The following is a 24,484-nucleotide window of genomic DNA, read 5'->3' as shown; positions in this document are numbered from 1 at the left end:
AAATGAGGCTTATAAAATGAGCTTATAGAACAAGAGAAAGGCCGTAAGTCAGACCAAACGCGACCAAAGAAATCAAAGTCTCCAACACGGTCCAGGTCTTGAAGGTCTGGATCACCGTCATATTGAAGTATTCCTTGATCAGCCAGAAGCCGCCGTCGTTGACGTGGGAAAAGATTACCGAACCCGCACCGGTCGCCAGCACCAGTAATTCAGGGTGTGGATAACCCAGGCCCAAAGCAACGGGCGCGACCACACCCGAGGCCGTGGTCATGGCCACGGTGGCCGAGCCGGTGGCAATGCGCATCAACGCGGCAAACAACCAACCCATCACCAACGGCGACAGCTGGAAGGCATGCGCCAGGCCAAGAATCTCATTGGTCACGCCCGCGTCCACTAGGATGCGGTTCAAGCCGCCGCCCGCGCCCACCAGCAAGGTGATGCTGGCGGTCGGCGCCAGGCACTCATTGGTGAACTTGAGGATCGCTTCGCGGTTGAAGCCCTGGGCCAAACCAAGGGTCCAGAAACTCACCAGCGTGGCGACCAGCAGCGCAATCACCGAGTTGCCGATAAACAGCAGGAATTGGTTGAAGCCAGTGCCCGGCGTGGAAATCACGTTGGCCCAACCACCAATCATCATCAGCACCACCGGCAACAGGATGGTGCCCATGGTCAGGGCAAAACTTGGCAGGCGGGTACGTGGCTCGCGCTCGATAAACTGGCGTTCCAGCGGGTTTTCCGCCGGCAGATGGATACGCGGCACGATGAACTTGGCATAGACGGGACCGGCGATGATCGCCGTGGGAATCCCGATCAGAATCGCGTACAGCACGGTCTGCCCCACCGAGGCGTTATAGGCCAGCACCGCCATCATCGCCGCCGGGTGTGGCGGCACCAGCGCGTGCACCACCGACAGACCGGCGACCATCGGCAAGCCGACCATCAGGATCGATACGCCCACGCGCCGCGCCACGGTAAAGGCGATCGGCACCAGCAACACAAAACCGACCTCGAAAAACAGCGGCAGCCCCACCAGGAACGCGATACACACCATCGCCCAATGGGCGTTGCGCTCGCCGAAACGGTTGATCAGCGTACGCGCCACCTGCTCGGCACCGCCGGATTCGGCCATCATCTTGCCAAGCATGGTGCCCAGCGCCACCACCAGGGCGATATGCCCAAGGGTCTTGCCGACGCCCGCCTCATAGGAGCCCATGATGGTGTCCGCCGGCATGCCGGCCATCAAGGCCAGGCCGATGGACACCAGCGTGATGACGATAAACGGGTTGAGTCGGTAACGTGCAATCAGCACGATCAATGCAATGATGGCGATGGCAGCGTATGCCAACAGCCCAAAGCCCAGTGGTGCGGCCATGCGGTACTCCTTGGAAAGGGTCACGTCGAATTGGTTGTGAAACTCATAAATCATTACCGGGTTGGGTTTTCAATTTTTATGAAAGTAATTTTCGCCCACGGATAAGCGCTGTCGTTCTGGGATATGCCCAACGCCAGCGGATGAAAATTCGGGGGGTGTTCTTACACGAAGTTTTTTGCGCGTGGAAACTCAGCTACCAGGGCCGAGTCTCAGATGGCAGCCCTACTCACAACCAGGAAAACCGACAATGAATCCCAAGACCCTGCTTGTTCCTTTCGCCGCCAGCGCACTGCTGCTCGCCTTTTGCGGCAGCGCCTCGGCCGATGACAGCCCGGCGCTGAAAAAATGCCTGGATGGCGCCAATACCACGGCGGATATGGTTGCCTGCAACGCCACCGAAGCCAAGATCCAGGATGCGCGCCTGAACAAGGCCTACAAAGCCGTCCTTGCACTTCAGGAAGGCAAACAAAAGCAGCAACTGCAGGACGTGCAGCGCCTGTGGATCAAGTACCGGGACGCCAACTGCGGCTTCATCGGCTCCGCGACCGGCGGCACCATCGATCAGGTCAATGGCATCGGCTGCATGCTGGACATGACCCAGACCCGCGCCCAGGAACTGGAAAATATGCTGCCGCTGTAATCAGTCGTGATGCACGCGGGCGCGCTTGAGCAGCTTCTTGCAGCGCTCTGACAAATGCAGCACGCGCACATGTTTGCCGGCCTTGGTGTAGCGCTCGCGCAGGGTCATCAACGCAGCAATCGCCGAGTAGTCGACAAAGCTCAGGTGACGACAATCGAGCGTCACCTGGGCCGGGTCGTTGGCCGGGTCGAACTGGTTCAAAAATGGCGTGGTCGAGGCAAAGAACAGCGTGCCGTGCAGGCGATACAGCTTGCTGCCGTCAGCTTCCAGATGCTCATCGGCGTACAACTCACGGGCCTGTTGCCAGGCGAAGTTCAGCGCCGCAATCACGATGCCGCACAGCACGGCGGTGGCCAGGTCGGTGAACACGGTAATCACCGTGACCGCAATAATCACCAGCACGTCGTTGACCGGCACCTTGTTGATCACCCGCAGCGACGCCCAGGCGAAGGTCTGCTGGGACACCACGAACATCACCCCCACCAGCGCCGCCAGCGGAATGCGCTCAATCAGCGGCGACAGAAACAAAATGAACAACAGGATCATCACCCCGGCAAACACCCCGGAGAAACGCCCGCGCCCGCCGGAGCTTAAGTTGATCACGGTTTGCCCGATCATCGCGCAACCGCCCATGCCGCCAAACAGGCCCGAGACCATGTTCGCCGCGCCCAGGGCCACGCTCTCGCGGTCGGGGTAGCCACGGGTTTCGGTGATTTCATCGGTGAGGTTCAGGGTCAGCAGGGTTTCCAGCAGGCCAACCATCGCCATCAGGAACGCGTAGGGCGCGATGATACCGAGGGTTTCCAGGGTCCAGGGGATCTGCGGCAACGCGAAGGTCGGCAGGCCGCCGGCGATGTGGGCCATATCGCCCAACGTACGGGTCGGCAAGCCCAACAAGTACACCGCCAGCCCGATGCCCAAAATCGCCACCAGCGCCGGCGGCACGGCGCGGGTCAGGCGTGGCAGCAGGTAGACAATCGCCATGGTGGCCGCCACCAGCCCGGCCATCACGTACAACGGCGTGCCGCTCAGCCAGGCTTCACCGCTTTTGAAATGCTCCAGCTGTGCCAGCGCAATGATGATCGCCAGGCCGTTGACGAAACCCAGCATCACCGAGTGCGGCACCATGCGCACCAGTTTGCCCAGCCGTAGCAGGCCGAACGCGACCATGATCAGCCCGCCCAGCAGCACGGTCGCGAGCAGATACTCCACGCCGTGTTGCACCACCAGCGCCACGATCACCACCGCCATTGAACCCGCCGCGCCCGAGACCATGCCCGGCCGGCCGCCGAACAAGGCCGTGAGCGTGCAGATGATAAAGGCGCCGTAGAGGCCCATCAGTGGGTTGAGATGAGCCACCAGGGCAAAGGCGATGCATTCGGGCAGCAGCGCGAAAGACGTGGTGAGGCCGGCCAGGGCATCGGCGCGCAGACGGGTGAGGTTCATGAGGTACCAGGGAGTAGCGAGGGATATGGCGGGGAATGGTACGGAATTGCGGCGGGTGGGGCTAGTAATGTGTAACAACACATGAACCGAGTCGCCTTCATCGCAGGCAAGCCAGCTCCCACATTTTGAATTGCGAATACCTTCAAGTGTGGGAGCTGGCTTGCCTGCGATGGCAGCGCCGCGGTGCTAAGCGAACATCACACCATCTCGTGACGAATCCACTCCACCACCGACGTGCGCTTCGGCGCCCAGCCCAGCAACTCACGCGCATGTTTGCCACGCACCCGGCTGTTGGAACCCAGGCCATAGTTGGCCATTTCATAGCCCCACTCTGCCTCAGCCTCGGCCAATGGCCAGTCCTGCGGCTCGCCCAGGTTCAGCGCTTGGGCAATCGCGGTGGTCATGTCGACAAATGCCGCTTCGCTGCTTTCCACAAAGTAGAACGTGCCCGGGACGTTTTTGGTCAGCGCCAGCAGATACAGGGCCACCACGTCGTCAATGTGCACGTTGGACCAGATGTTCTGGCCGGTGCCCACATGGCGCACCACGCCGCTCTTACGCGCCTGTTTGAGCAGTCGTGGCAATTGCACGCTGTCACGCTTCACGCCCAGGCTGTGACCGTAGATCAGGGTGTTGCAGATTACTGCCGAGTTAACGCCGTCTTTGGCTGCCGCCAGGATCAGGTTGTCGATGGCCACACGCGCGGCCTTGTCGACGGTCGGCTCCGGCAGGTTGTCTTCAACGTAGATGACATCGCTGGCGTTACCGCCCGACGCATCACCGACAATGCTCGAACCGCTGGTGTGCAGGAACGGCTTGTTCGAGCCTTTCAAGGCGGCCAGCAAGGTTTCGACGGCAGCGCGATGGTCGCTGCTGGCGGCGTTGATTACCGCGTCGGCCTGTTGCGCCTGCGCGGTCAACACGGCGGCGTCATCCAGCGTGCCGATCACGGGCGTGATGCCCAGGGCAGTCATTTCAGCCGCTTGCTCGGCGCTGCGCACCAGGCCAGTGACAGTATGGCCGGCCTTGACCAGGCCGGTGGCGATGGAGCCGCCGATAAACCCTGCTGCGCCGGTGACGAATACATTCATGGAGGTTGCTCCTGACGGGGTAAGTGATGGGCCCAGTATCAAGCACTCATTCCTGCCGAATAAGCCCATGTTGCCCAATTCAATCTTGCGCGCAGGTCACGAATCAGCAGGCATATCGCGCCAGCTTGGCCTGAATGAAGTCCAGGAAGCACTGGATGCGCAGCGCCAACTGCGAGTTACGGTAGAACACCGCGTGGATCGGCTGGCGATAGCCGCTGTTGAAGGCTTCCAGCACTGGCACCAGGCGGCCGGCATCGATGTCGGCGATGGTCATGAAGTTCGACAGGCAGCAAATGCCCTGCCCTTCCAGCGCCAACTGACGCACGGTTTCGCCACTGGAGGCGGCAATGCTCGGCTGGATCCGCCAGCGGTCGCCTTCCACGTGGCGCAGCGGCCAGTGGTTGAGGGTTTCGGTCTGGGTAAAGCCCAGCAGCGTATGGTCGGCCAACTCGGCCACGGTCTTCGGCGTGCCGAACTGCTTGAGGTAATCGGGGCTGGCGAGGATGTGCAGCGGCGTGCAGCCCAGTGAGCGTGCATGCAGGGTCGAGTCAGCCAGCGCACCGATACGGATGGCAATGTCAGTGCTTTGCTCCAGCAGGTCGATGATCAGGTCGTCGCTGTTCAGTTCCAGCTGGATATCCGGGTAGAGGCTGCGAAACTCGGCAATGTACGGCACGATCCCATGCAGCATGAACGGCACGGCCGCGTTGATGCGCAGGCGCCCGGAAGGGTTCTTCTGGCGCGACGACAGGCGCTCTTCCAGCGCGTCCATCTGCGCCAGGATCACCTTGGCCTGTTCGAAAAAATACTTGCCCTCTTCGGTCAGGTCCATGCGCCGCGTGGTGCGGTTGATCAGCGTGGTGTCGAGCTTGGCTTCCAGGCGCGACAAGGTGCGGCTGACTGCCGAAGGCGTCTGCCCGACCTGCTCCGCAGCCGCCGAAATCGAGCCGCACTCAATCACGCTGACGAAGATCTGTAGCTCATCGGATCGGGCTTTCACAGGCTGTCCTCTTTATCGGTTGCTGGCAGCTTACACCGAGAAATTGAACACCTGCGCCAGATGCTGCTCGTAGCGCGCCACGTCGGCCTCGATTGCCGGGCGTTTCATCACGTCCACACACAGAAAGGTCGGCAGGCTGGTCATGCCAAGAAACTCGTTGGCCTTGTGAAACGGAAAGTACACGGCGTCCACGCCCTTGGCTTCGAAGAAGTCGGTTGGGTCGTCAAAGGCCTGCTGTGGCGCGTTCCAGGTCAGCGAGAGCATGTACTGCTTGCCCTGGATCAGGCCGCCGCTGCCGTATTTCTGCGACGCATCGGAGCGCGTACGGCCGTCGCTGGCGTACAGGCTGCCGTGGCCTTCGGTAAAGACTTCGTCGATGTACTTCTTGACGATCCACGGCGCGCCCATCCACCAGCCGGGCATTTGGTAGATGATCACATCGGCCCAGAGGAACTTGGCGACTTCTTCAGCCACGTCATAGCCTTCATCGATATGGGTGACTTTGACGTCGATGCCGCCACGGTCGAGCACGGCCACGGCGGCGTCGTGCAAGGTGGTGTTATAGCGGCCGTCGGAGTGGGCGAATTTTTTGCCACCGTTAAGCAGGAGGACTTTTTTCATGGGAGGGATTCCAAAGGGTTGAACATATCTGCCGGCAGGCTATCGACATTCAACCCCTGGAATAAGCGGCGGCGCGGCAAAATACATTTGATCAAAACGCACGAATACGCAGCCTACTATTGATTTACCCGCCTATGAGCAAGTGACCGCCCAGCAACGCCATGCCGACGAAAAATACCCGCTTGAACAGCACCGCACTGATGCGCTGGCGCAGCACCTGGCCCAGCCACATCCCCAGCAACGCGGGTATCAGCGCCAACAGCGAGGCGCTCACTTCGCCACCGCCCAGGGTGCCACGCCAGGTCAGCGCAGCGGCCAACGCCAGCGTGGAAGCGGTGAACGCCAGCCCCAGCGCCTGCACCAATTGATCGCGGTGCAAACCCAGGGCTTGCAGATAGGGCACAGCCGGAATCACGAACACACCGGTCGCCGAAGTGATAAGGCCGGTGACCAGACCGCACAACGGGCCCAGCCAGCGCTCCGTTTGAGGCTTCACCTTGAAGGTCGGCAGGAACAACCCACTTAACGCATACAGCAGCAAGGCGCCACCTAGCGCGCGAACCACCCAGTGCCCGCCGTCCATGCCCAGCCACAAGGTGCCAAGCCCGGTGCCGAGGAAAATCAGCAGCAGCATCGGCCATAGGCGTTTGAGCAAGGCGCTCAAGTGGCCACCGAACGCCAGTTGCCAGAGGTTGGTGACCGTTGAAGGGATGATCAGCAATGCCGCAGCCTGCGCCGGGAGCATAGCCAGGCCGAGCATGCCCATGGCGACGGTGGGCAGGCCCAGACCGATCACGCCTTTGACGGTCCCGGCCAGCAGGAAGGTGCCGATTACCAGCAGGGTCAAGGCGGGGCCGAGGTTTTGGTAGAACGTCAGGAAGGTAGTCATGGGGTGATTTTGCAGGATTTCGTTGAGGTCGAAAATTCACCATATACTGAGGGAGCCTCTTGTTTTTCATGAGGCTGAAATTGCTATCGCAGGCAAGCCAGCTCCCACATGTTGATTGGTGAACACAGTCAAATGTGGGAGCTGGCTTGCCTGCGATAGGGCCAGTGAAGTCACTCGAGAACCCCCAGCCATGCACTTTGACCTGATCGACCTGCGCCTCTACCTGCACACCCTCGACACCGGCAACATCACCGCCGGCGCGGCGCGCAGCCATTTATCCCTGGCCGCCGCCAGCGCGCGCATCCGCGCGATGGAAGCATCACTTGGCATTGAGCTACTCGAACGTAACCGCCGTGGCGTCACCCCAACACCCGCCGGCAAAGCCCTGGCCCGTCACGCCCGCCTGTTGTTGCAACAGGCCGAGCACCTGCAACAGGACCTGGCCGAATACGCCAAGGGCATCAAAGGCCAGGTGCGCCTGCTGTGCAACACCACCGCCCTGAGCGAATACCTGCCGGAACTGCTGGCGGATTTTTTGCGCCAACACCCCAACCTCGATATCGACTTACAGGAGCTGCCGAGCCTGCGCATTACCCAAGCCTTGCGCCAGGGTACAGCAGACCTGGGGATTATCTCCGATGCGGTGGACACCCACGGCTTGCAGACCCTGCCGTTTCGCGATGACCCACTGGTGCTGATCATGCCCCTTGATCATCCGTTGGCGACGGCGAATTTTATCGAAAGCCTGCCATACGATTATGTAGGCCTGACCGCCAGCAGCGCGCTTTCGGTCTACCTGGAAGAACAGGCCTTGCACGCAGGCTTTCGCCTGCAAACCCGCATTCGCGCCGAGGGTTTTGATGGGTTGATCCGCATGGTCGCCGGCGGCGCCGGCCTGGGCATCGTGCCCCAGGCCGCACTGGAACGCTGGCCGACAGAAAAGCGCATCAAGGCCCAGCCATTAACTGAAGACTGGGCCTGTCGCAAACTACTGTTATGCGCCCGCGCCTTCGAGCAATTGCCGGGTTACGCCAAGGCCTTGTTCGACGCCCTGGCCCTGCCCTTGCGGAAAAACCCGTAATACACCGCCGACAGAATCAGCAGGAATGGCACCCCAAACACCAGTGTCATCTTGAAGGCCTCGGTGAAGTACGTGGTGATCATCACCGCCCCCATCAGCACCAGGCCCAGCAGCGTGCTGTAGGGAAACAGGCGCAGCTGGAACGACAGCTTCGGCCCGCCGTGGCGCTTGCGATAACGGCGGAAAAACAGGTGCGTGAGGAAGATCATGAACCAGGTGAAGATCGCGCCAAACATCGAAATCGCCATCATCAAGGTGAACGAGCTTTCCGGGTACACCACGTTCAGCAAGGTCGCCAGGGCAATGCCGGAGCTGGACAGCAGCAACGCGTTCAGCGGAATGCCGCTCTTGCTCAAGGCGCCCATGGACTTGGGCGCAAAGCCTGCACGCGACAGGCTGAACATCATGCGTGTGGTGATGTAGAGCTGGCTGTTCATCGCCGACAACGCGGCGATCAGGATCACGAAGTTCATCACCCCGGTGGCACCGGGAATGCCGATGGTCTGCATCACCGTGACAAACGGGCTCTGGGTCTGGCCGGCCTGGTTCCACGGCACAATGGCGAGCATCAACGCGAGCGTCAGCAGGTAAAACACCACCAACCGCACGATGGTGGCGCGAAAGGCTTTCTTCACCGCCTGCTCCGGGTCGGCGGCTTCACCGGCGGCCACGGCGATCATTTCTACGCTCAGATAGCTGAAGATCGACACGATCACCGCGATCCACATGCCGCTCAACCCATGGGGGAAAAACCCGTCATGGGCTGTGTAATTCTGTATGCCGTAGTCCGGGTTACCGGAACCGAACACCACGTACACGGCAAGGATGATGAAGCCGACGATCGCGGTGATCTTGATGGTCGAGAACCAGTATTCGAAGTTGCCGAAGGTCTTTACGCTGATGGCATTGAGCAGAATCAGCACACTGGAAAACGACACAATCCACACCCACTCCGGCACGTTGGCGAACCAGTACTTCATGTACATCGCCACCGCCGTGACCTCGGCGCCCACGGCCAGCACAATCGCCGCCCAGTAGGCATAACGCACCAGAAAGCCGGCCAGCGGGCTGATGTAAAACTCGGCATAGGCGCCGAACGAGCCCGAGGTGGAGTGCGCCACGGTCATCTCCGCCAGACAGCCCATCAGCAGCAAGGTGATCAACGCACCGATGGCGTAACTCACCAGCACACTCGGCCCGGCATAACCGATGGCGTAGGCGCTGCCCATAAACAGCCCGGTGCCGATGGCGCCACCGATGGCGATCATACTCATCTGACCGGAAGTGAGCTGGCGCCTCAGGCCCAGTTCGCGATGGGTGATCTCTGCAAAGCCTTTGTCTGGCGTGGTCACGTGGTGTGCCCCTTTATTATTGTGATTGCCCTGTTTGGATATTGACGCAGCCCCCCTGTGGGAGCGGGCTTGCCCTAATGCCAGTCAGTTAAGACATCGCCGTTAACTGTGGCGAGGGAGCTTGCTCCCGTTGGACTGCGTAGCAGTCCCATGCTTTTAAAGCAAAGAGCAGGGCCGCTTCGCGCTGGAGCGCCAGCCCGGCCCAGCGGGAGCAAGCTCCCTCGCCACAGGTCGCTGGTTGTCAGTTCTAGCTTTTAACTGACTGGCATTAGGGCTTGCCCGCTTCCACATTTTGATTCGTGTTGTACTTAAGTGACGCTGTTGCGCACTTTGAACTGCGGCTGGTCCCAGGTGTGGTTGTCGAGGATTTCGCCAAGGATCTCCACGGCATCAAATACCTCGGTAAAGCTTGTGTACAACGGCGTAAACCCAAAGCGCATGATGCGCGGCTCACGGTAATCGCCGATCACCCCTCGGGCAATCAAGGCCTGGATCACCGCATAACCTTCCGGGTGTTCGAAACTCACATGGCTGCCGCGTTTGGCATGCTCACGCGGCGTAATCAGCTGCAGCCCGTGGGCGGCGCAACGGGCTTCGACCAACGCGATAAACAGGTCGGTCAAGGCCAGGGATTTGCTGCGCAGGCTGGCCATGTCGGTCTGGGCAAAAATCTCCAGGCCGCATTCGACCATCGCCAACGACGTGATCGGCTGTGTGCCGCACAGGTAGCGCGCGATGCCGACGCTTGGCGCGTATTGAGTTTCCATGGCGAACTGGCGCGTGTGCCCGAACCAGCCCGACAATGGCTGGCGCACCACATCCACCAGCGCCGGGTTGACCCACACAAACGCCTGCGAGCCCGGCCCGCCATTCAGGTATTTGTAAGTGCAGCCAATCGCATAATCGGCCCTAGCCTTGTTCAGGTCGATGGGCACCGCGCCCGCCGAATGCGCCAGGTCCCAGATACTCAGCGCGCCGCATTCGTGGCTCAGGGCAGTGAGCGCCTGCATGTCGTACATGTAGCCGGTCTTGTAATTGACGTGGGTGAGCATCACCACCGCCACGTCCTGGTCGATGGCCTGGGGCAGTTCGTCCGGGCTGTTGACCAAGCGCAGGGAATAGCCCTGTTGCAACAGCTCGGTCAGGCCCTCGGCGATGTACAGGTCGGTGGGAAAGTTACTCGCCTCGCTGACGATCACCTTGCGCGCAGGCTCGCGTTGGCGCTGCACGCTCAAGGCAGCGCTGAGCACCTTGAACAGGTTGATCGAGGTGGTATCGGTAATCACCACTTCACCGTCACGCGCGCCAATCAACGGCGCCAAACGGTTGCCCAGGCGTTGGGACAAGTCAGCCCAACCGGCGCTGTTCCAGCTGCGAATCAAGCCATTGCCCCACTCCTCGGCGATCACCTGCTGCGCTCGCTCCAACGCCGCTACCGGGCGTGCGCCCAGAGAGTTGCCATCGAGGTAGATCACGCCCGCAGGCAAGGCAAACTGTTGACGCAGTGGCGCCAGCGGGTCCTGGGCGTCGAGGGCTAGGCAGTGGCTTAGAGTGGTCATGGGGCGTCCTGATTTTTATAAGTAAGGATGGACCAAATAATGAACGAAGCTTTAGAGAATTTTCGTGCAAAGTGGTAGGTAACAGGCTAATTAAGCTGTAGGAAATTCGAATTTAACCCCCAAACACGCGGATTTATTCTAACCATGATTCTCGACGCCACCGACCTGCGCCTCCTGCATTTTTTGCAACAGGATGGGCGCATCAGCAACCAGGAATTGGCGGAAAAAGTCGCCCTGTCGCCCTCCGCCTGCCTGCGCCGTTTGCGCCTGCTGGAGAGTGAAGGAATCATCAGCGGCTACCGCGCCGTATTGAATGCCGAGCAGCTGGGGATCGAGTTGGAGGCCATCGTGCACCTGTCGTTGCGCCAGGATGTGGAGGACTGGCACGAGACCTTTATCAAGAAGGTGCAAGGTTGGCCGGAGGTGGCCAGCGCCTATGTGATCACCGGCGCCAGCAACTATGTGTTGCGTGTGCAGGCGCGCAACCTCAAGCACTTTTCCGACTTTATCGTGAACCACCTGAACCGCACGGCCGGGGTGATGGATATTCGTTCGGAGATAGTGTTGCAGAAGATCAAGGATCGGGATGAAGTGCTGGACCTGGTCATCCGCAAATAGCCAGCCACACCACAGAAACCCAGTGGGAGCTGGCTTGTTGTGGCGAGGGAGCTTGCTCCCGTGAGCCGGCTTTTTGGGGGCGCTTCGCACCCCAGCGCAAGCAAGCTTGCTCGCCACAACAAGCCAGCTCCCACATTTTTTTGCCCGCGTTTAATCAGTCTTCGAGGGCACGAACGCGCTGCATGCGCTTTTGCTCTACCGGCGCGTCTGCCAGCTGCAACTCAAAGTCAAAATCAATCTGCGCAAACCGCCCTTGCACCCCAAACTCCCGCGCCAATTGCTGATCCTCACTAAACCGAATCTCGGCGATCAACTCATCGCGTGTCGCGTAGGCAAAATCATCATGCAGGTACGGGTCGTCCGACAGGTTGATCTGCGTGGTGAGGTGCCGATGCCCCGGCGCCGAGATGAAGAAGTGGATATGCGCCGGCCGCTGCCCATGGCGCCCCAGTTGGTCGAGCAGTTGCTGAGTCGGCCCGGTCGGCGGGCAACCGTAGCCCGACGGCACGATGCTGCGAAACCGGTAGTTGCCCTGGGCATCGGTCTCGATGCGCCGACGCAGGTTAAATGCTGATTGTGTCGGGTCAAACCACGAATAAGTGCCGCCGGTATTGGCCTGCCACACATCCACAATCGCGCCCGCCAACGGCTTGCCATCGGTGCCCCGCACTTGCCCGCGCATAAACAGCGGCACTGCATCGTCCTTGCCATCGTCCAGCCGCGCTTCGTAGTGGCTCAGCGGTGCGCCGGCCACGTACAGCGGGCCTTCGATGGTGCGTGGCGTACCGCCGGATTTGCCGGCCTCTTGGTCCGCAGCGTCCATCAGCAGGTCCAGGTAATGCTCAAGGCCCAAGCCGGCGGCGAGCAAACCCGCTTCCTGATGCTTGCCCAATTCGTTGAGGTAATTGACCGCCTTCCAGAACTCTTCCGGGGTCACTTCCAGGTCTTCGATGATGTTTACCGTATCGCGCAGGATCCGATAGATCAGCGCCTTGGCGCGCGGGTTGCCGCCGTCATTATGGTTGCCGCTGGCTTCTTCGAGAAACGCCTGGGCGTGGGCAGTCTGGGACAGTCGGATGGACATGGTGCAAATCCTCATCTTGTAATTATTGGGTGCAAACGGGCTTAACGGTCGTCCTCATGGATCGACGAAGGGTGGCGGCACAGGGCGTTCACTTCGATGGCCATGTAGGGAAAAAGCGGCAGTTGCATCAGCAGGTCGTGCAGGTCTTGCACGCTGTCGACGTCGAACACGCTGTAGTTGGCGTAGTGCCCGGCGATGCGCCACAGGTGGCGCCATTTGCCTTCTTGTTGCAGGCGCTGCGCCAGGGCTTTCTCCTCGGCCTTGAGGCTGGCGGCGCGCTCGGGGTGCATGTCCAGCGGCAGGTTCACGGTCATTTTTACGTGGAACAACATGGCAGGCGCCTCTTAGTGTGTGTCACGACGCAAGAACGCCAGGCGCTCTTCATCAATGGCCAGGCCCAGGCCCGGTGCGGTGGAAACATGCAGCTCAAAATCGCGATACACCGGCGGCTCGGTGAGGATGTCTTCGGTGAGCAGCAGCGGGCCGAACAGTTCGGTGCCCCACGCCAGCGTGTTCAGCGTAAGAAAGGCATGCGCCGACGCCAAGGTGCCGATGCCGCCTTCGAGCATGGTGCCGCCGTACAGGCCGATGCCCGCCGCCTCGGCAATTGCGGCGGTGCGCAACACCGCACGCGGGCCGCCGTTTTTGGCGATCTTGAGCGCGAACACTGAAGCCGCACCTTCGCGCGCCAGGTTGAAGGCGTCCTCCACACATTCAATCGATTCATCGGCCATGATCGGCGCCGGGCTCGACAGGTTGAGCCGGGCCATGCCGCCACGGTTGTTGCGCGAAATCGGCTGCTCGATCAGGTCGATGCCGTTGTCGCCCAGCACCTTGCAGGCGCGCAGGGCCACGGCTTCGTCCCAGGCCTGGTTGACGTCGACACGCACACTGGCGCGCTCGCCCAGGGCTTTTTTGATCGCGAGCACATGGGCCAGATCGCGGCTGACCTCACCGGCACCGATCTTCAACTTGAAGAGGCGATGGCGGCGCAGGTCGAGCATCTTTTCGGCTTCGGCGATGTCCTGTTCGGTGTTGCCGCTGGCCAAGGTCCAGGCCACCGGCAAGGCGTCGCGCACGCGCCCGCCGAGCAGTTCGCTCACCGGCAGGTTCAGGCGTTTGCCCAGCGCATCGAGCAAGGCGCTTTCGATGCCGGATTTGGCAAAGGTGTTGCCGCGAATGCTGCGCTCCAGGCGCAACATGGCCGCGTTGATATTGCTTGCGTCCTGACCGATCAGCAGCGGCGCGAAGTGACGGTCAATGTTGACCTTGATGCTGTCCGGGCTTTCGTTGCCGTAGCTCAAACCGCCGATGGTGGTGGACTCACCGATGCCTTCGATGCCGTCGGCGCAACGCAGGCGGATGATCACCAGCGTCTGGTTTTGCATCGTGTGCATCGCCAGCTTGTGCGGGCGAATGGTGGGGAGGTCGACGATGATGGTCTCGATCGACTCAATGGCGCAAATCGGCATGGCTATACCCGTTGGGTTCTTTATAGGTTTGAGCCGATTCTGTGCCGTATTTTTAAAGGCTTCCAATATAGAATGGGTCTCGCACGATACCCTCAAGGTATGAAAGGAGCCGTCATGGAACTGCGTCATCTGCGCTATTTCCAGGTGCTGGGTGAAACCCTCAACTTCACCCGCGCCGCCGTTCGCCTGCACATCGCCCAGCCGCCATTGAGCCGGCAGATCCAGCAACTGGAAGATGAACTGGGCGTGATTCTGCTGGAGCGCGGCCGCCCGTTGCGGCTGACCGAGGCCGGGCGGTTTTTCTATGAGCACGCCAATGTGCTGCTGGAACAACTGGCCAAGGTCTGCGACACCACGCGGCGTATTGGCCAGGGCGAAAAGACCTGGCTGGGCATCGGCTTCGCGCCCTCGACCCTGTACGGCGTGCTGCCGGAGTTGATTCGGCGGCTGCGCAACCATGAGGCGCTGGAGCTGGAATTGGGCTTGTCGGAGATGACCACCTTGCAGCAAGTCGAGGCGCTCAAGGCCGGGCGTATTGATGTGGGCTTCGGGCGCATTCGCATCGACGACCCGGCCATCGTCCAGCGCGTGCTGGTGGAGGATCGACTGGTGGCCGTATTGCCCGCCGGCCACCCCCTGCTCGGCGCGCCCGCCACCCTCGCACAATTGGCCGCAGAGCCGTTTGTGCTCTACCCCGGCAACCCACGCCCCAGCTATGCCGACCATGTAATCGCGCTGTTCGATGCCCATGGCTTGAGCCTCAAAGTGGCGCAGTGGACCAACGAGTTGCAGACGGCGATCGGGCTGGTGGGCGCAGGGATGGGCGTGACGCTGGTGCCGGCCTCGGTGCAGGTGTTGCACCGGGCGGATATTGGCTACACGCCGATTGTGGAAGCCACTGCGACCTCGCCGATTATCCTGAGCCGGCGCGTGAATGATCAGTCGCCAGGGCTGAGTCATTGTTTGCAGTTGGTTGAGGAGTTGATCTGAGTTCTGCCAAACGATGCAATTCCCCTGTGGGAGCTGGCTTGCTCGCGAATGCGGTGGGTCAGCCAGCACATGTATTGACTGACACACCGCATTCGCGAGCAAGCCCGCTCCCACAGTTTGATCCTCATTGTTTTCAGAGGCTGCGCAGGCGCTTGCGCTGCAGGGTTTGGCTGGGGGACTCATCGAATAGTTTGCGATACTCCGCCGAAAACCGCCCCAAGTGGGTAAAGCCCCAGCCCAGCGCGATCTCGGAGATGGTGCGGATGGAACCGTGCTCGAGGATCTCCTGGCGCACGGCACCCAGCCGGTACTTCTTCAGGTAAGCCATCGGCGACAGCGCAAAGTATTTACGAAACGCATCGAACAGTTTGAACCGCGACACACCCGCGGCCACTTCCAAATCCTCCAACTTCAACGCCTCGCGGGCGTTGTCGTGGATGTATTGCCGGGCCCGGATCAAATAGTGCGGCAGCTTCACGCCCAGCACGGCGCGCAGTTCTTCCGAATAGTTGTTCGGCTGGGCCAGGATCAACCCCTTGATCAACGAGCTTTCCAGATCCCGCGTAAACGCCGCCTGCTCATACAACTCGCTGCTGCACTCAAGCTCGGCAATAAAGTAGCGCGCCATGCGCCACCACGACGCCGAAGCACCGTCCACCGCGTCCATCACCGGCTCAAAACGCAGCGGCGCCTCGATAGGCCGTTGCAGCAAACCCTCCAGGGATTCACTCATCGCCGCCCGCGTTATCACCACCTGCAACTTGCGGCAGTCGCCGGATATTGCCAGCACCTGATGCTCGTTGGGCGACAGGATCACGCCCTGGTCACGGTTGGAACTGAGCTGCTGACCGTTCTTGCTCAATTCCTGCTCACCCACCAACGGCAGGCTCAGGCTGTAGCTGCTGAAGTGCTCGGCATCTTCGATATCAATGGTCACGTCGGTGCCGTACTCGATCACACCCAAGGTGGTGGCGCGGGACTTGAACACGTTGGCGCTGTGGTGAAAACGCAGGCGCTCGGGCGTGCTTGTCGCCAGGCGATGCGGCCCGCAAATCCCGGACATCCAGCTGCAGGCGCCTTCCAGGTCGAAGCGTTGAATATGGATTTCGCGTGTATGGCTACTCATCAGGGTGCACCCACGGCGGTTAGGCGGTTGCGCGCTCTGGCGGCGCGTCGTTGGCAATCGACAGCAAGTTCTACGCCACGCCCGCCTGAATGCAACCGGGTGGATAGCAACCGTCGACTATGTGGATAAGCCGCAGGCATTTGCGACCTTCCCTTGGTATGACAGTAGCGCATGGCGTCACCTGAGCGCACTGAGCTGGGTATTTGCTGCCCAATTTTGCGGCCTGCCTTCCCCCATTAAGCGGATAGCCCGCGGCCTGCCCCACTGCCTCTAATAACCCACCGATTAGCCCCTATCAAAAAAGGTGCCTCCCATGAGTGGTGCAAGAAGCGTCGAGCAGTGGAAAACGTTTATCGAAGGTTGCCTGGACTTTCGGCCGGTGGACGACGTGTTCCGCATTGCCCGCGACATGTTCACCGAGCCCGAACTGTTCGATCTGGAGATGGAACTGATCTTCGAAAAAAACTGGATCTACGCCTGCCACGAAAGCGAACTGGCCAATAACCACGACTTCGTGACGATGCGCGCCGGGCGCCAGCCGATGATCATCACCCGCGACGGCGAGGGCCAACTTAATGCGCTGATCAACGCCTGCCAGCATCGCGGCACCACGCTGACGCGCGTCGGCAAGGGCAACCAGTCGACCTTTACCTGCCCGTTCCACGCCTGGTGCTACAAGAGCGACGGCCGACTGGTGAAGGTCAAGGCGCCGGGCGAGTACCCGGAAGGTTTCGACAAAGCCACACGCGGCCTGAAAAAAGCCCGTATCGAAAGCTACAAGGGCTTTGTGTTCATCAGCCTCAACGTGCAAGGCAGCGACAGCCTGGAAGACTTCCTCGGTGACGCCAAAGTGTTCTTCGACATGATGGTCGCGCAGTCCGCCACCGGTGAACTGGAAGTGCTGCCGGGCAAATCCGCCTACACCTACGACGGCAACTGGAAGCTGCAAAACGAAAACGGCCTGGACGGTTATCACGTCAGCACCGTGCACTACAACTACGTGGCCACGGTGCAGCATCGCCAGCAGGTGAATAGCGAAAACGGCAGCGACTCCGCCAGCACCCTGGACTACAGCAAACTCGGCGCCGGCGACGCGAATACCGATGACGGCTGGTTTGCCTTCAACAACGGCCACAGCGTGCTGTTCAGCGACATGCCCAACCCCAGCGTGCGCTCGGGCTACGCCACCATCATGCCGCGCCTGGTGGATGAACACGGCCAGCAGAAAGCCGAGTGGATGATGCACCGCCTGCGCAACCTGAACATCTACCCGAGCCTGTTTTTCCTCGACCAGATCAGCTCACAGCTGCGGATTATTCGCCCGGTGGCGTGGAACAAGACCGAGATCATCAGCCAGTGCCTGGGCGTGAAAAACGAGTCGGCGGCCGACCGCGAAAACCGCATTCGCCAGTTTGAGGATTTCTTCAACGTCTCGGGCATGGGCACGCCGGATGATCTGGTGGAGTTTCGCGAAGCCCAGCGCGGTTTCCAGGGCCGCCTGGAGCGCTGGAGCGATATCTCACGGGGCAGCCATCGCTGGGAAACCGGCCCCACGCCGAACAGCGAAGCCATCGGCATTCAACCGGCCATGACCGGCACCGAATTCACCCACGAAGGCCTGTATGTAAACCAGCACCGTAACTGGCAGCAATTTCTGCTCAAAGGCCTGGACCAGCAAGCGCTGACACTGCGGGAGGTGAAGTGATGGATGCCCAATTGCAGTACCGGATCGAGCAATTCTTTTACCGCAAATCCGAGCTGTGCGACGCCCAGGACTGGGACGCCTACGTGCAGTTGTTCGACCCGCAGAGCGAGTTCCACCTGCCGCAATGGGACTCGGAACACGTGTACACCCGCGACCCCAAACGCGAGATGTCGCTGATCTACTACGCCAACCGTTCGGGCCTGGAAGACCGCGTGTTCCGTTTGCGCACCGGCAAGGCGGCGTCAGCGACGCCGATGCCGCGCACCTTGCACTTGATCAATAACGTGCGGATCGCCGAGCAGGCAGACGGCACGCTGGAGGTGAAACTGAACTGGCACACGCTGTTCTATCGACTCGCCACTTCAGAGCAGTTCTACGGGCTTGCCACTTACCACCTCAAGCCGGAGGGCGACAGCTGGCTGATCACTCGCAAGCACGCACTGTTACTCAACGACACCATCAATTCGGTGCTGGATTTTTATCACCTTTGATCAGGCACATCACACCCTGTGGCGAGGGAGCTTGCTCCCGGTGGACCGGGCTGGCGCTCCAGTGCGCAGCGCTCCCAAGATTTTGGGGCCGCTGCGCAGCCCAGCGCGAGCTTGCTCCCTCGCCACAGGTAAGCGCGTGGAGTTATGCGGATGAATCACAAAGTGGCCTTCAGTTTTGCCGACGGCAAAACCCTGTTTTTCCCGGTAGGCGCGAATGAAATCCTGCTGGATGCGGCATTGCGCAACGGCATCAAGATCCCGCTCGATTGCCGTGAGGGCGTGTGCGGCACCTGCCAGGGCCGTTGCGACTCCGGCGATTACACCCAGGATTATGTCGACGACGAAGCCCTCTCCAGCCTCGACCTCAAGCAACGTAAGATGCTCAGCTGCCAGACGCGGGTGCAGTCCGACGCTACGTTCTATTTCGACTTTGAATCGAGCCTGTGCAATGCGCCGGGGCCGGTGCACGTGCGCGGCAAGGTCAGCGAAGTGCAGCAGGTGTCGGCCAGCACGGCGATTTTGCAGCTGACCCTGGACGACTCACTGGACTTCCTGCCCGGGCAATATGCCCGTCTGTCGGTCCCAGGCACCGACCGTTGGCGTTCGTATTCTTTTGCCAACCGGTCGGGCAATCAATTGCAATTTCTGGTGCGCCTGTTGCCCGATGGTGTCATGAGCAACTACTTGCGCGAACGCTGCCAGGTGGGTGATGAAGTGCTGATGGAGGCGCCATTGGGTGCTTTCTACCTCAGGCATGTCACCCGGCCGCTGATCCTGGTGGCCGGCGGGCACCGGCTTGTCCGCCTTGCTGGGCATGCTCGATGAGCTGGCTGCCAGCGGCTGCAACCAGCCGGTCCATTTGTATTACGGCGTGCGCGGGGCCGAGGACTTGTGCGAAGCCCAACGCATCCAGGCCTACACCTCGACAATCCCCGGCTTTCGCTACACCGAAGTGCTCAGCGACCCGTCGCCCGAGTGGCCGGGCAAACGCGGCTACCTCACCGAACATTTCGACCTGGCCGAATTGCGGGACGGTTCGGCGGATATGTACGTGTGCGGCCCCCCTCCAATGGTCGAATCCATTCAACAATGGCTGGCGGATCAGGCACTTGATGGCGTTCAACTGTATTACGAAAAGTTTACGCAGAGTAATATCTGACCCCTCAGCGGTTCTGAGGGGCTGATGCGGCGTGCACTCACCCTCAAGAAAAACAAGTAGAAGGGAATGTTAATGGCGGATGACATGGTTAACCCGGTAGGCCTCAAGCGTGGTCTGAAGAACCGGCACATTCAGCTGATTGCCTTGGGAGGGGCGATTGGCACAGGGTTGTTCCTCGGTTCGGCCGGGGTACTCAAGTCGGCTGGGCCGTCGATGATCCTGGGCTACGCAATTGCCGGTTTCATTGCGTTCCTGATCATGCGCCAGCTTGGCGAGATGATCGTCGAAGAGCCGGTGGCCGGCTCCTTCAGCCACTTCGCCCACAAATACTGGGGCGGCTACGCCGGCTTCCTGGCGGGCTGGAACTACTGGGTGCTCTACGTGCTGGTGGGCATGGCCGAACTGACGGCCGTGGGCAAATACATCCAGTTCTGGTGGCCGGAGATTCCGACCTGGGTCAGTGCGCTGGTGTTTTTTGTCGCGGTCAACCTGATCAACACCCTCAACGTGAAGTTCTTCGGTGAAGCCGAGTTCTGGTTTGCGATCATCAAGGTGGTGGCGATTGTCGGCATGATCGTGCTCGGCTGCTACCTGCTGTTCAGCGGCACCGGCGGCCCGCAAGCTTCGGTGAGCAACCTGTGGAGCCACGGCGGGTTCTTCCCCAATGGCGGCATGGGGCTGTTGATGTCGATGGCCTTCATCATGTTCTCGTTCGGCGGCCTGGAGCTGGTGGGCATTACCGCCGCCGAGGCCAGCGAGCCGCGTAAAGTGATCCCCAAAGCCATCAACCAGGTGGTCTACCGGATTCTGATTTTCTACGTCGGCGCACTGACCGTGCTGCTGTCGCTGTACCCATGGGACCAACTGCTGCAAACCCTCGGCGCATCGGGCGATGCCTACAGCGGCAGCCCGTTTGTGCAGATCTTCTCGCTGATCGGTAACGACACCGCCGCGCACATCCTCAACTTCGTGGTGCTGACCGCGGCGCTGTCGGTGTACAACAGCGGCGTGTACTGCAACAGCCGCATGCTGTTCGGCCTGGCCGAGCAAGGCGACGCGCCCAAGGCGCTGATGAAGCTCAACAAGCAAGGCGTGCCGATTCGCGCCCTGGCCATTTCGGCCTTGGTGACGATGCTGTGCGTGGTGGTCAACTACGTCGCGCCGCACAGTGCGCTGGAACTGCTGTTCGCGCTGGTGGTTGCCTCGCTGATGATCAACTGGGCGCTGATCAGCCTCACCCACATCAAGTTCCGCAAGGCCATGGGCGAGCAAGGCGTGACGCCGTCGTTCAAGACCTTCTGGTTCCCGTTCAGCAACTACCTGTGCCTGGCGTTCATGGTGATGATCATCAGCGTGATGCTGGCGATTCCGGGGATTAACAACTCGGTGTATGCGATGCCGGTTTGGGTGGGGATTATCTACATTGCCTACCGGTTGCGGATCAGAAACGCGAAAGTAGCCGTGGCGCAGTAACCCCTGTGGGAGCCGGGCTTGCCCGCGATGGCGGTGGGTCAGTCAGTGGATCGGCTGGCTGATACACCGCTATCGCAGGCAAGCCAGCTCCCACATTTGAATGCATTCCAAATGTAGAAAGCCCCGGGATTCCGGGGCTTTTTGTTTAGAGCGTGGAACGCACTCGCCACAGTTCGGGGAACAACACCGTGTCGAGCATCTTGCGCAGATAACCCACGCCTTCCGTGCCGCCAGTGCCGGGCTGGAAGCCGATGATGCGCTCCACCGTGGTCACATGCCGAAAGCGCCACTGGCGGAATGAGTCTTCCAGGTCGATAAACTTCTCGGCCAACTGATACAAATCCCAATACCGGCTCGGGTCGCGGTACACCTCGCGCCACGCCGCCTCCACCGACTCATCGTGAACCGTGGCCGCCGTCGGGTCGCGTTCGGCGCGTTTGGGGTCAATCGCCAACCCGGCTTTAACCATCAGATTGATCGCCTCGTCATACAACGACGGCGTGGCAATCGCCACTTTCAACTGGTTCAACAACTCTGGGCGATGCGCATGCGGGCGCAACAGCGCTGCGCTTTTATTGCCGAGGATAAATTCGATCTCGCGGTACTGGAACGACTGGAACCCTGACGACTGCCCCAAGAAAGGGCGAATCGCCTTGTATTCCGACGGCGTCATGGTTGCCAGCACGGCCCAGGCGTGCACCAGTTGGTCGAAGATCCGCGACACCCTTGCCAGCATCTTGAAGGCCGGCGGCAACTCGCCCAGGCGCACGTGTTCGCGAGCGGCCTTGAGTTCGTGGAGCATCAGTTTCATCCACAGCTCCGAGGTCTGGTGCTGGATGATAAAGAGCATTTCGTTGTGGTCCGGCGACAGCGGGTGCTGGGCACTGAGGACTTTGCCCAGGTCCAGGTAATCGCCGTAGCTCATGGACTCGGAAAAATTCAGTTCGGCGTTATGCCATTCTTCCGGCGGCTGGTAATCAGCTGAGAAGGGACACTGGCTCATCGCGTGGGCTCCTTGAGCGGGCGCAGAATGGCACGGACGGGGCTGGCGTCCAGGTTGGCAAAACGCAGTGGCAGCGCGATCAACTCATAATCGCCCTCCGGCACGTCATCGAGCACGATGCCTTCGAGAATCGCCATGCCATGACGGGCCACGGCGTTGTGCGAATCCATGGTCTTGGACTGTTGCGGGTCCAGGGACGGCGTGTCGATACCGATCAGGCGCACGCCCAGGCTGGCCAGCAGCTCGATGGTTTGCGGGGCGATGGCGGTGAAATTCGAGTCCCATTCGGTCAGCGGTGCTTGTGGATAAGTGCGCAGCAGCACGCGCTCAGGCAAGTTATCCACACGCCCTTGCAATTGATGCGGCTGCACCAGCGCGCCGCTGCCCAGGCAATGCAGCACCCGGCATGGCCCCATATACACATCCAGCGACACCTCGCCGATCGGCGCGCCGTCGGCGCTGTAATGCAGCGGCGCATCCACATGGGCGCCGGTGTGCGGCGAAAAGGTCACGCGCCCCACATTCACCGGGCACTCGGGGCCGAACTGCCATACGCGCGCTTCCTGGAACGGCGTATCGCCCGGCCAGGTCGGCGTCGCCGCGCTCAAGGGCGGGCTGATATCCCACCACGTTTTTATTGGGTTCATTGCAAGGCTCTCACTCGTTCTTGGGTGAATGATACGAGGGCCAGCCGTGCATTTTCTTGCGAATTCCTGCGCAGGACGGGAAATATTTCGCAGTTACTGCGAGGAAACAGCGATTTACCGCGCAAACCTATCACTCATGAGTTCCTCCATTCCCTGTGGGAGCCGGGCTTGCCCGCGATGACGGCGGCACAGCTTGCAGCTCCAGCACCTGACACTCCGCTATCGCGGGCAAGCCCGGCTCCCACAGTGGTTTGCGGCGCCTGATGAATCACGGTGCACCTGCGCTTCTGGGCATCCCGATGTCGAGTTCAGACCACTGGCCCAACGCCCAAGGCCTTAGGGTGGACGCTTCCATTCCCTGCCTCGGAGCCGTCATGTCCAAGCCCATCACCGTACTGCGCGACACCCACCCGCTACCTGTCCTGGATGCCTGCAAGTGGGAAAAGCTCGAGGGCGACCCGCACACCGTCAACCTCAACGCCTACACCAGCGAAGACGGCAGCAAAATCATGGGCACCTGGATCTGCACGCCGGGCAAGTGGTACGTGGAATACGTGAAGTGGGAATACTGCCATTTCCAGGAAGGCTACTGCGTGATCACCCCGGAAGGCATGGCGCCGATTCACCTGCGCGCTGGGGATATCTTTGTGGTGGAACCCGGCATGAAGGGCACGTGGGAAGTGGTCGAGACGGTGCGCAAATATTTCGTGTTTGCGTGAGCTTCAACACTGTGGCGAGGGAGCTTGCTCCCTCGCCACAGTGTTTATTTAGGTTTGCGATAGCTGTTGATGATGGCCGAGAAGTCTAGGCCGCCTTCCCCGCGCTGACTCATCGATTGATACAACTGCTGGGCCACGGCGCCGAGGATTACCGGTTGCTTGGCCTGGCGCGCGGCTTCGGTCGCCAGGCCCAGGTCTTTGAGCATCAGGTCGGCGCCGAATCCACCGGTATACCCACGGGACGACGGCGCAGTTTCAATCACGCCCGGCCATGGGTTGTAGGTGTCGGAACTCCAGCAGCGCCCGGTGGAGCTGTTGATGATGCCGGCCAGCACTTGCGTATCGATGCCTAGCGCATCGCCCAGGGCCATGGCCTCGCTGACGCCGACCATGCTGATGCCGAGCAACAGGTTGTTGCAGATCTTGGCGATCTGGCCGGTGCCGACGTCGCCGCAATGCACGATATTGCGGCCCATCTGCGCCAGCACCGGTTGCAGGGTGGCGAACAGCTCCGGGGTGGCGCCGACCATGAAGGTCAGCGTCCCGGCTTGCGCGCCACCGGTGCCGCCGGAGACGGGGGCGTCGGCCACCACCACGCCTCGTTTTGCCGCCTCGGCGGACACATCGCGAATGGTTTGCGGGTCGATGGTGCTGCAATCCACCGCCGGCACGCCTTTGCCGATGCCAGCAAGCACGCCATCTTCATTCAGCCACACGCTGCGCACATGGGCAGCGGCCGGCAGCATGGTAATCACCAGCTCCGCGCCACTGGCCGCATCACGCGGCGAGTCGCTGATGGCGCCGCCCAGTTCGGCCAACTCCTTGAGCACTGTCTGGTTCAAATCAAACAGGTTAAGCGCATGGCCAGCCTTGATCAGGTTGCGGGCCATGGGCGCGCCCATGTTGCCCAGGCCGATAAATGCAATCTTCATGGTCTTCTCCCCAA

The 24,484-nt window shown here is 60.8% G+C and carries 23 protein-coding genes and 1 pseudogene; 9 read left to right on the top strand and 15 right to left on the bottom strand.

Annotated elements, in window-relative coordinates:
• Window positions 1-22: 22 nt before the first annotated feature.
• Window positions 23-1,426 (bottom strand): gluconate:H+ symporter, encoded by a 1,404-nt coding sequence (locus QF043_RS03225; RefSeq protein WP_307417487.1) that lies wholly within the window; start codon window positions 1,424-1,426, stop codon window positions 23-25.
• A gap of 193 nt (window positions 1,427-1,619) precedes the next feature.
• Here QF043_RS03225 and QF043_RS03220 point away from each other — a divergent pair, with 193 nt between their 5' ends.
• The gene (locus QF043_RS03220) at window positions 1,620-2,012 is read left to right on the top strand and encodes a lysozyme inhibitor LprI family protein (RefSeq protein ID WP_305455617.1); all 393 of its coding nucleotides are present in this window, start codon (window positions 1,620-1,622) and stop codon (window positions 2,010-2,012) included.
• On the opposite strand, the gene QF043_RS03215 is transcribed toward QF043_RS03220, so the two are convergent.
• The 5 genes from QF043_RS03215 to QF043_RS03195 form a co-directional block, all read right to left on the bottom strand.
• Window positions 2,013-3,458 carry a SulP family inorganic anion transporter gene (locus QF043_RS03215; RefSeq protein WP_307417486.1) on the bottom strand — a complete coding sequence of 482 codons (1,446 nt, stop codon included), beginning with the start codon at window positions 3,456-3,458 and terminating at the stop codon, window positions 2,013-2,015.
• Window positions 3,459-3,655: 197 nt separating this feature from the next.
• Window positions 3,656-4,549, bottom strand: a complete 894-nt coding sequence (locus QF043_RS03210; RefSeq protein WP_307417485.1) for an NAD-dependent epimerase/dehydratase family protein — start codon at window positions 4,547-4,549, stop codon at window positions 3,656-3,658.
• 103 nt (window positions 4,550-4,652) lie between these two features.
• A complete protein-coding gene (locus QF043_RS03205) occupies window positions 4,653-5,549 on the bottom strand; it encodes a LysR family transcriptional regulator (RefSeq protein ID WP_307417484.1) in 897 nt (298 codons plus the stop codon).
• 30 nt (window positions 5,550-5,579) lie between these two features.
• Complete coding sequence (locus QF043_RS03200) at window positions 5,580-6,170, bottom strand: NAD(P)H-dependent oxidoreductase (RefSeq protein ID WP_056858355.1); 591 nt, start codon at window positions 6,168-6,170, stop codon at window positions 5,580-5,582.
• A gap of 124 nt (window positions 6,171-6,294) precedes the next feature.
• Window positions 6,295-7,059 carry a sulfite exporter TauE/SafE family protein gene (locus tag QF043_RS03195; protein WP_307417483.1) on the bottom strand — a complete coding sequence of 255 codons (765 nt, stop codon included), beginning with the start codon at window positions 7,057-7,059 and terminating at the stop codon, window positions 6,295-6,297.
• Window positions 7,060-7,249: 190 nt separating this feature from the next.
• Here QF043_RS03195 and QF043_RS03190 point away from each other — a divergent pair, with 190 nt between their 5' ends.
• Window positions 7,250-8,140, top strand: a complete 891-nt coding sequence (locus QF043_RS03190; protein WP_307417482.1) for a LysR substrate-binding domain-containing protein — start codon at window positions 7,250-7,252, stop codon at window positions 8,138-8,140.
• Here QF043_RS03190 and QF043_RS03185 read toward each other — a convergent pair.
• A complete protein-coding gene (locus QF043_RS03185) occupies window positions 8,086-9,492 on the bottom strand; it encodes an amino acid permease (RefSeq protein WP_307417481.1) in 1,407 nt (468 codons plus the stop codon). The genes QF043_RS03190 and QF043_RS03185 overlap by 55 nt on opposite strands.
• Window positions 9,493-9,800: 308 nt before the next feature.
• Complete coding sequence (gene kynU / locus QF043_RS03180) at window positions 9,801-11,051, bottom strand: kynureninase (protein ID WP_307417480.1); 1,251 nt, start codon at window positions 11,049-11,051, stop codon at window positions 9,801-9,803.
• A 144-nt stretch (window positions 11,052-11,195) separates the two neighbouring features.
• Here kynU and QF043_RS03175 point away from each other — a divergent pair, with 144 nt between their 5' ends.
• Window positions 11,196-11,669 carry an Lrp/AsnC family transcriptional regulator gene (locus tag QF043_RS03175; RefSeq protein ID WP_016974903.1) on the top strand — a complete coding sequence of 158 codons (474 nt, stop codon included), beginning with the start codon at window positions 11,196-11,198 and terminating at the stop codon, window positions 11,667-11,669.
• 154 nt (window positions 11,670-11,823) lie between these two features.
• Here QF043_RS03175 and catA read toward each other — a convergent pair whose 3' ends face one another.
• From catA to QF043_RS03160, 3 genes are read right to left on the bottom strand one after another with little or no spacing between them, the layout of a single operon-like run.
• Window positions 11,824-12,753: a catechol 1,2-dioxygenase gene (gene catA / locus QF043_RS03170; RefSeq protein ID WP_305455632.1), complete on the bottom strand. Its 930-nt coding sequence runs from the start codon at window positions 12,751-12,753 to the stop codon at window positions 11,824-11,826.
• Window positions 12,754-12,794: 41 nt separating this feature from the next.
• Window positions 12,795-13,085, bottom strand: coding sequence for a muconolactone Delta-isomerase (gene catC / locus QF043_RS03165; RefSeq protein WP_307417478.1), 291 nt, complete (start codon window positions 13,083-13,085; stop codon window positions 12,795-12,797).
• 12 nt (window positions 13,086-13,097) lie between these two features.
• Entirely contained in the window at window positions 13,098-14,225 is a 1,128-nt protein-coding gene (locus QF043_RS03160; protein ID WP_307417477.1) for a muconate cycloisomerase family protein, read from the bottom strand.
• Between the two features lie 114 nt (window positions 14,226-14,339).
• Here QF043_RS03160 and QF043_RS03155 point away from each other — a divergent pair, with 114 nt between their 5' ends.
• Window positions 14,340-15,215, top strand: coding sequence for a LysR family transcriptional regulator (locus QF043_RS03155; protein WP_307417476.1), 876 nt, complete (start codon window positions 14,340-14,342; stop codon window positions 15,213-15,215).
• A gap of 133 nt (window positions 15,216-15,348) precedes the next feature.
• Here the strand turns inward: QF043_RS03155 and QF043_RS03150 are convergent, their stop codons facing one another.
• On the bottom strand, window positions 15,349-16,341 hold the full coding sequence (locus tag QF043_RS03150) for an AraC family transcriptional regulator (RefSeq protein WP_307417475.1): 993 nt from the start codon (window positions 16,339-16,341) through the stop codon (window positions 15,349-15,351).
• A gap of 313 nt (window positions 16,342-16,654) precedes the next feature.
• Here QF043_RS03150 and antA point away from each other — a divergent pair, with 313 nt between their 5' ends.
• The 4 genes and pseudogenes from antA to QF043_RS03130 all read left to right on the top strand — a co-directional run bounded on the left by antA (window position 16,655) and on the right by QF043_RS03130 (window position 21,169).
• Window positions 16,655-18,046, top strand: coding sequence for an anthranilate 1,2-dioxygenase large subunit (gene antA / locus QF043_RS03145; RefSeq protein ID WP_307417474.1), 1,392 nt, complete (start codon window positions 16,655-16,657; stop codon window positions 18,044-18,046).
• Complete coding sequence (gene antB, locus QF043_RS03140) at window positions 18,046-18,537, top strand: anthranilate 1,2-dioxygenase small subunit (protein WP_307417473.1); 492 nt, start codon at window positions 18,046-18,048, stop codon at window positions 18,535-18,537. Before antA ends, antB begins: the two co-directional genes overlap by 1 nt.
• A 150-nt stretch (window positions 18,538-18,687) precedes the next feature.
• Window positions 18,688-19,696: pseudogene (gene antC / locus QF043_RS03135) on the top strand (anthranilate 1,2-dioxygenase electron transfer component AntC).
• A gap of 72 nt (window positions 19,697-19,768) precedes the next feature.
• Window positions 19,769-21,169 (top strand): amino acid permease, encoded by a 1,401-nt coding sequence (locus QF043_RS03130; protein WP_307417472.1) that lies wholly within the window; start codon window positions 19,769-19,771, stop codon window positions 21,167-21,169.
• Window positions 21,170-21,314: 145 nt separating this feature from the next.
• Here QF043_RS03130 and kynA read toward each other — a convergent pair whose 3' ends face one another.
• Window positions 21,315-22,172 (bottom strand): tryptophan 2,3-dioxygenase, encoded by an 858-nt coding sequence (kynA, locus tag QF043_RS03125; RefSeq protein ID WP_307417471.1) that lies wholly within the window; start codon window positions 22,170-22,172, stop codon window positions 21,315-21,317.
• Window positions 22,169-22,819: an arylformamidase gene (gene kynB, locus QF043_RS03120; protein WP_307417470.1), complete on the bottom strand. Its 651-nt coding sequence runs from the start codon at window positions 22,817-22,819 to the stop codon at window positions 22,169-22,171. Before kynB ends, kynA begins: the two co-directional genes overlap by 4 nt.
• Window positions 22,820-23,193: 374 nt before the next feature.
• On the opposite strand from kynB, the gene QF043_RS03115 reads away from it, so the two are divergent.
• Window positions 23,194-23,538 (top strand): cupin domain-containing protein, encoded by a 345-nt coding sequence (locus QF043_RS03115; protein ID WP_003194115.1) that lies wholly within the window; start codon window positions 23,194-23,196, stop codon window positions 23,536-23,538.
• A 44-nt stretch (window positions 23,539-23,582) separates the two neighbouring features.
• Here QF043_RS03115 and mmsB read toward each other — a convergent pair whose 3' ends face one another.
• Entirely contained in the window at window positions 23,583-24,470 is an 888-nt protein-coding gene (gene mmsB / locus QF043_RS03110) for a 3-hydroxyisobutyrate dehydrogenase (RefSeq protein ID WP_307417469.1), read from the bottom strand.
• Window positions 24,471-24,484: the final 14 nt, after the last annotated feature.

The organism is Pseudomonas sp. W3I7 (assembly GCF_030816095.1).
Lineage (GTDB): Bacteria > Pseudomonadota > Gammaproteobacteria > Pseudomonadales > Pseudomonadaceae > Aquipseudomonas > Aquipseudomonas salomonii.
The sequence above is the reverse complement of the archived record's forward strand: the minus strand, read 5'-3'. Positions and strand labels throughout refer to the sequence as shown.

Excerpts from the sequence above, each read along its gene's own strand:
- QF043_RS03225 (WP_307417487.1), bottom strand. The coding sequence starts at position 1,426 with ATGATTTATGAGTTTCACAACCAATTCGACGTGACCCTTTCCAAGGAG.
- QF043_RS03220 (WP_305455617.1), top strand. The coding sequence starts at position 1,620 with ATGAATCCCAAGACCCTGCTTGTTCCTTTCGCCGCCAGCGCACTGCTG.
- QF043_RS03215 (WP_307417486.1), bottom strand. The coding sequence starts at position 3,458 with ATGAACCTCACCCGTCTGCGCGCCGATGCCCTGGCCGGCCTCACCACG.
- QF043_RS03210 (WP_307417485.1), bottom strand. The coding sequence starts at position 4,549 with ATGAATGTATTCGTCACCGGCGCAGCAGGGTTTATCGGCGGCTCCATC.
- QF043_RS03200 (WP_056858355.1), bottom strand. The coding sequence starts at position 6,170 with ATGAAAAAAGTCCTCCTGCTTAACGGTGGCAAAAAATTCGCCCACTCC.
- QF043_RS03195 (WP_307417483.1), bottom strand. The coding sequence starts at position 7,059 with ATGACTACCTTCCTGACGTTCTACCAAAACCTCGGCCCCGCCTTGACC.
- QF043_RS03190 (WP_307417482.1), top strand. The coding sequence starts at position 7,250 with ATGCACTTTGACCTGATCGACCTGCGCCTCTACCTGCACACCCTCGAC.
- kynU (WP_307417480.1), bottom strand. The coding sequence starts at position 11,051 with ATGACCACTCTAAGCCACTGCCTAGCCCTCGACGCCCAGGACCCGCTG.
- QF043_RS03175 (WP_016974903.1), top strand. The coding sequence starts at position 11,196 with ATGATTCTCGACGCCACCGACCTGCGCCTCCTGCATTTTTTGCAACAG.
- catA (WP_305455632.1), bottom strand. The coding sequence starts at position 12,753 with ATGTCCATCCGACTGTCCCAGACTGCCCACGCCCAGGCGTTTCTCGAA.
- catC (WP_307417478.1), bottom strand. The coding sequence starts at position 13,085 with ATGTTGTTCCACGTAAAAATGACCGTGAACCTGCCGCTGGACATGCAC.
- QF043_RS03160 (WP_307417477.1), bottom strand. The coding sequence starts at position 14,225 with ATGCCGATTTGCGCCATTGAGTCGATCGAGACCATCATCGTCGACCTC.
- QF043_RS03155 (WP_307417476.1), top strand. The coding sequence starts at position 14,340 with ATGGAACTGCGTCATCTGCGCTATTTCCAGGTGCTGGGTGAAACCCTC.
- QF043_RS03150 (WP_307417475.1), bottom strand. The coding sequence starts at position 16,341 with ATGAGTAGCCATACACGCGAAATCCATATTCAACGCTTCGACCTGGAA.
- antA (WP_307417474.1), top strand. The coding sequence starts at position 16,655 with ATGAGTGGTGCAAGAAGCGTCGAGCAGTGGAAAACGTTTATCGAAGGT.
- antB (WP_307417473.1), top strand. The coding sequence starts at position 18,046 with ATGGATGCCCAATTGCAGTACCGGATCGAGCAATTCTTTTACCGCAAA.
- QF043_RS03130 (WP_307417472.1), top strand. The coding sequence starts at position 19,769 with ATGGCGGATGACATGGTTAACCCGGTAGGCCTCAAGCGTGGTCTGAAG.
- kynA (WP_307417471.1), bottom strand. The coding sequence starts at position 22,172 with ATGAGCCAGTGTCCCTTCTCAGCTGATTACCAGCCGCCGGAAGAATGG.
- kynB (WP_307417470.1), bottom strand. The coding sequence starts at position 22,819 with ATGAACCCAATAAAAACGTGGTGGGATATCAGCCCGCCCTTGAGCGCG.
- QF043_RS03115 (WP_003194115.1), top strand. The coding sequence starts at position 23,194 with ATGTCCAAGCCCATCACCGTACTGCGCGACACCCACCCGCTACCTGTC.
- mmsB (WP_307417469.1), bottom strand. The coding sequence starts at position 24,470 with ATGAAGATTGCATTTATCGGCCTGGGCAACATGGGCGCGCCCATGGCC.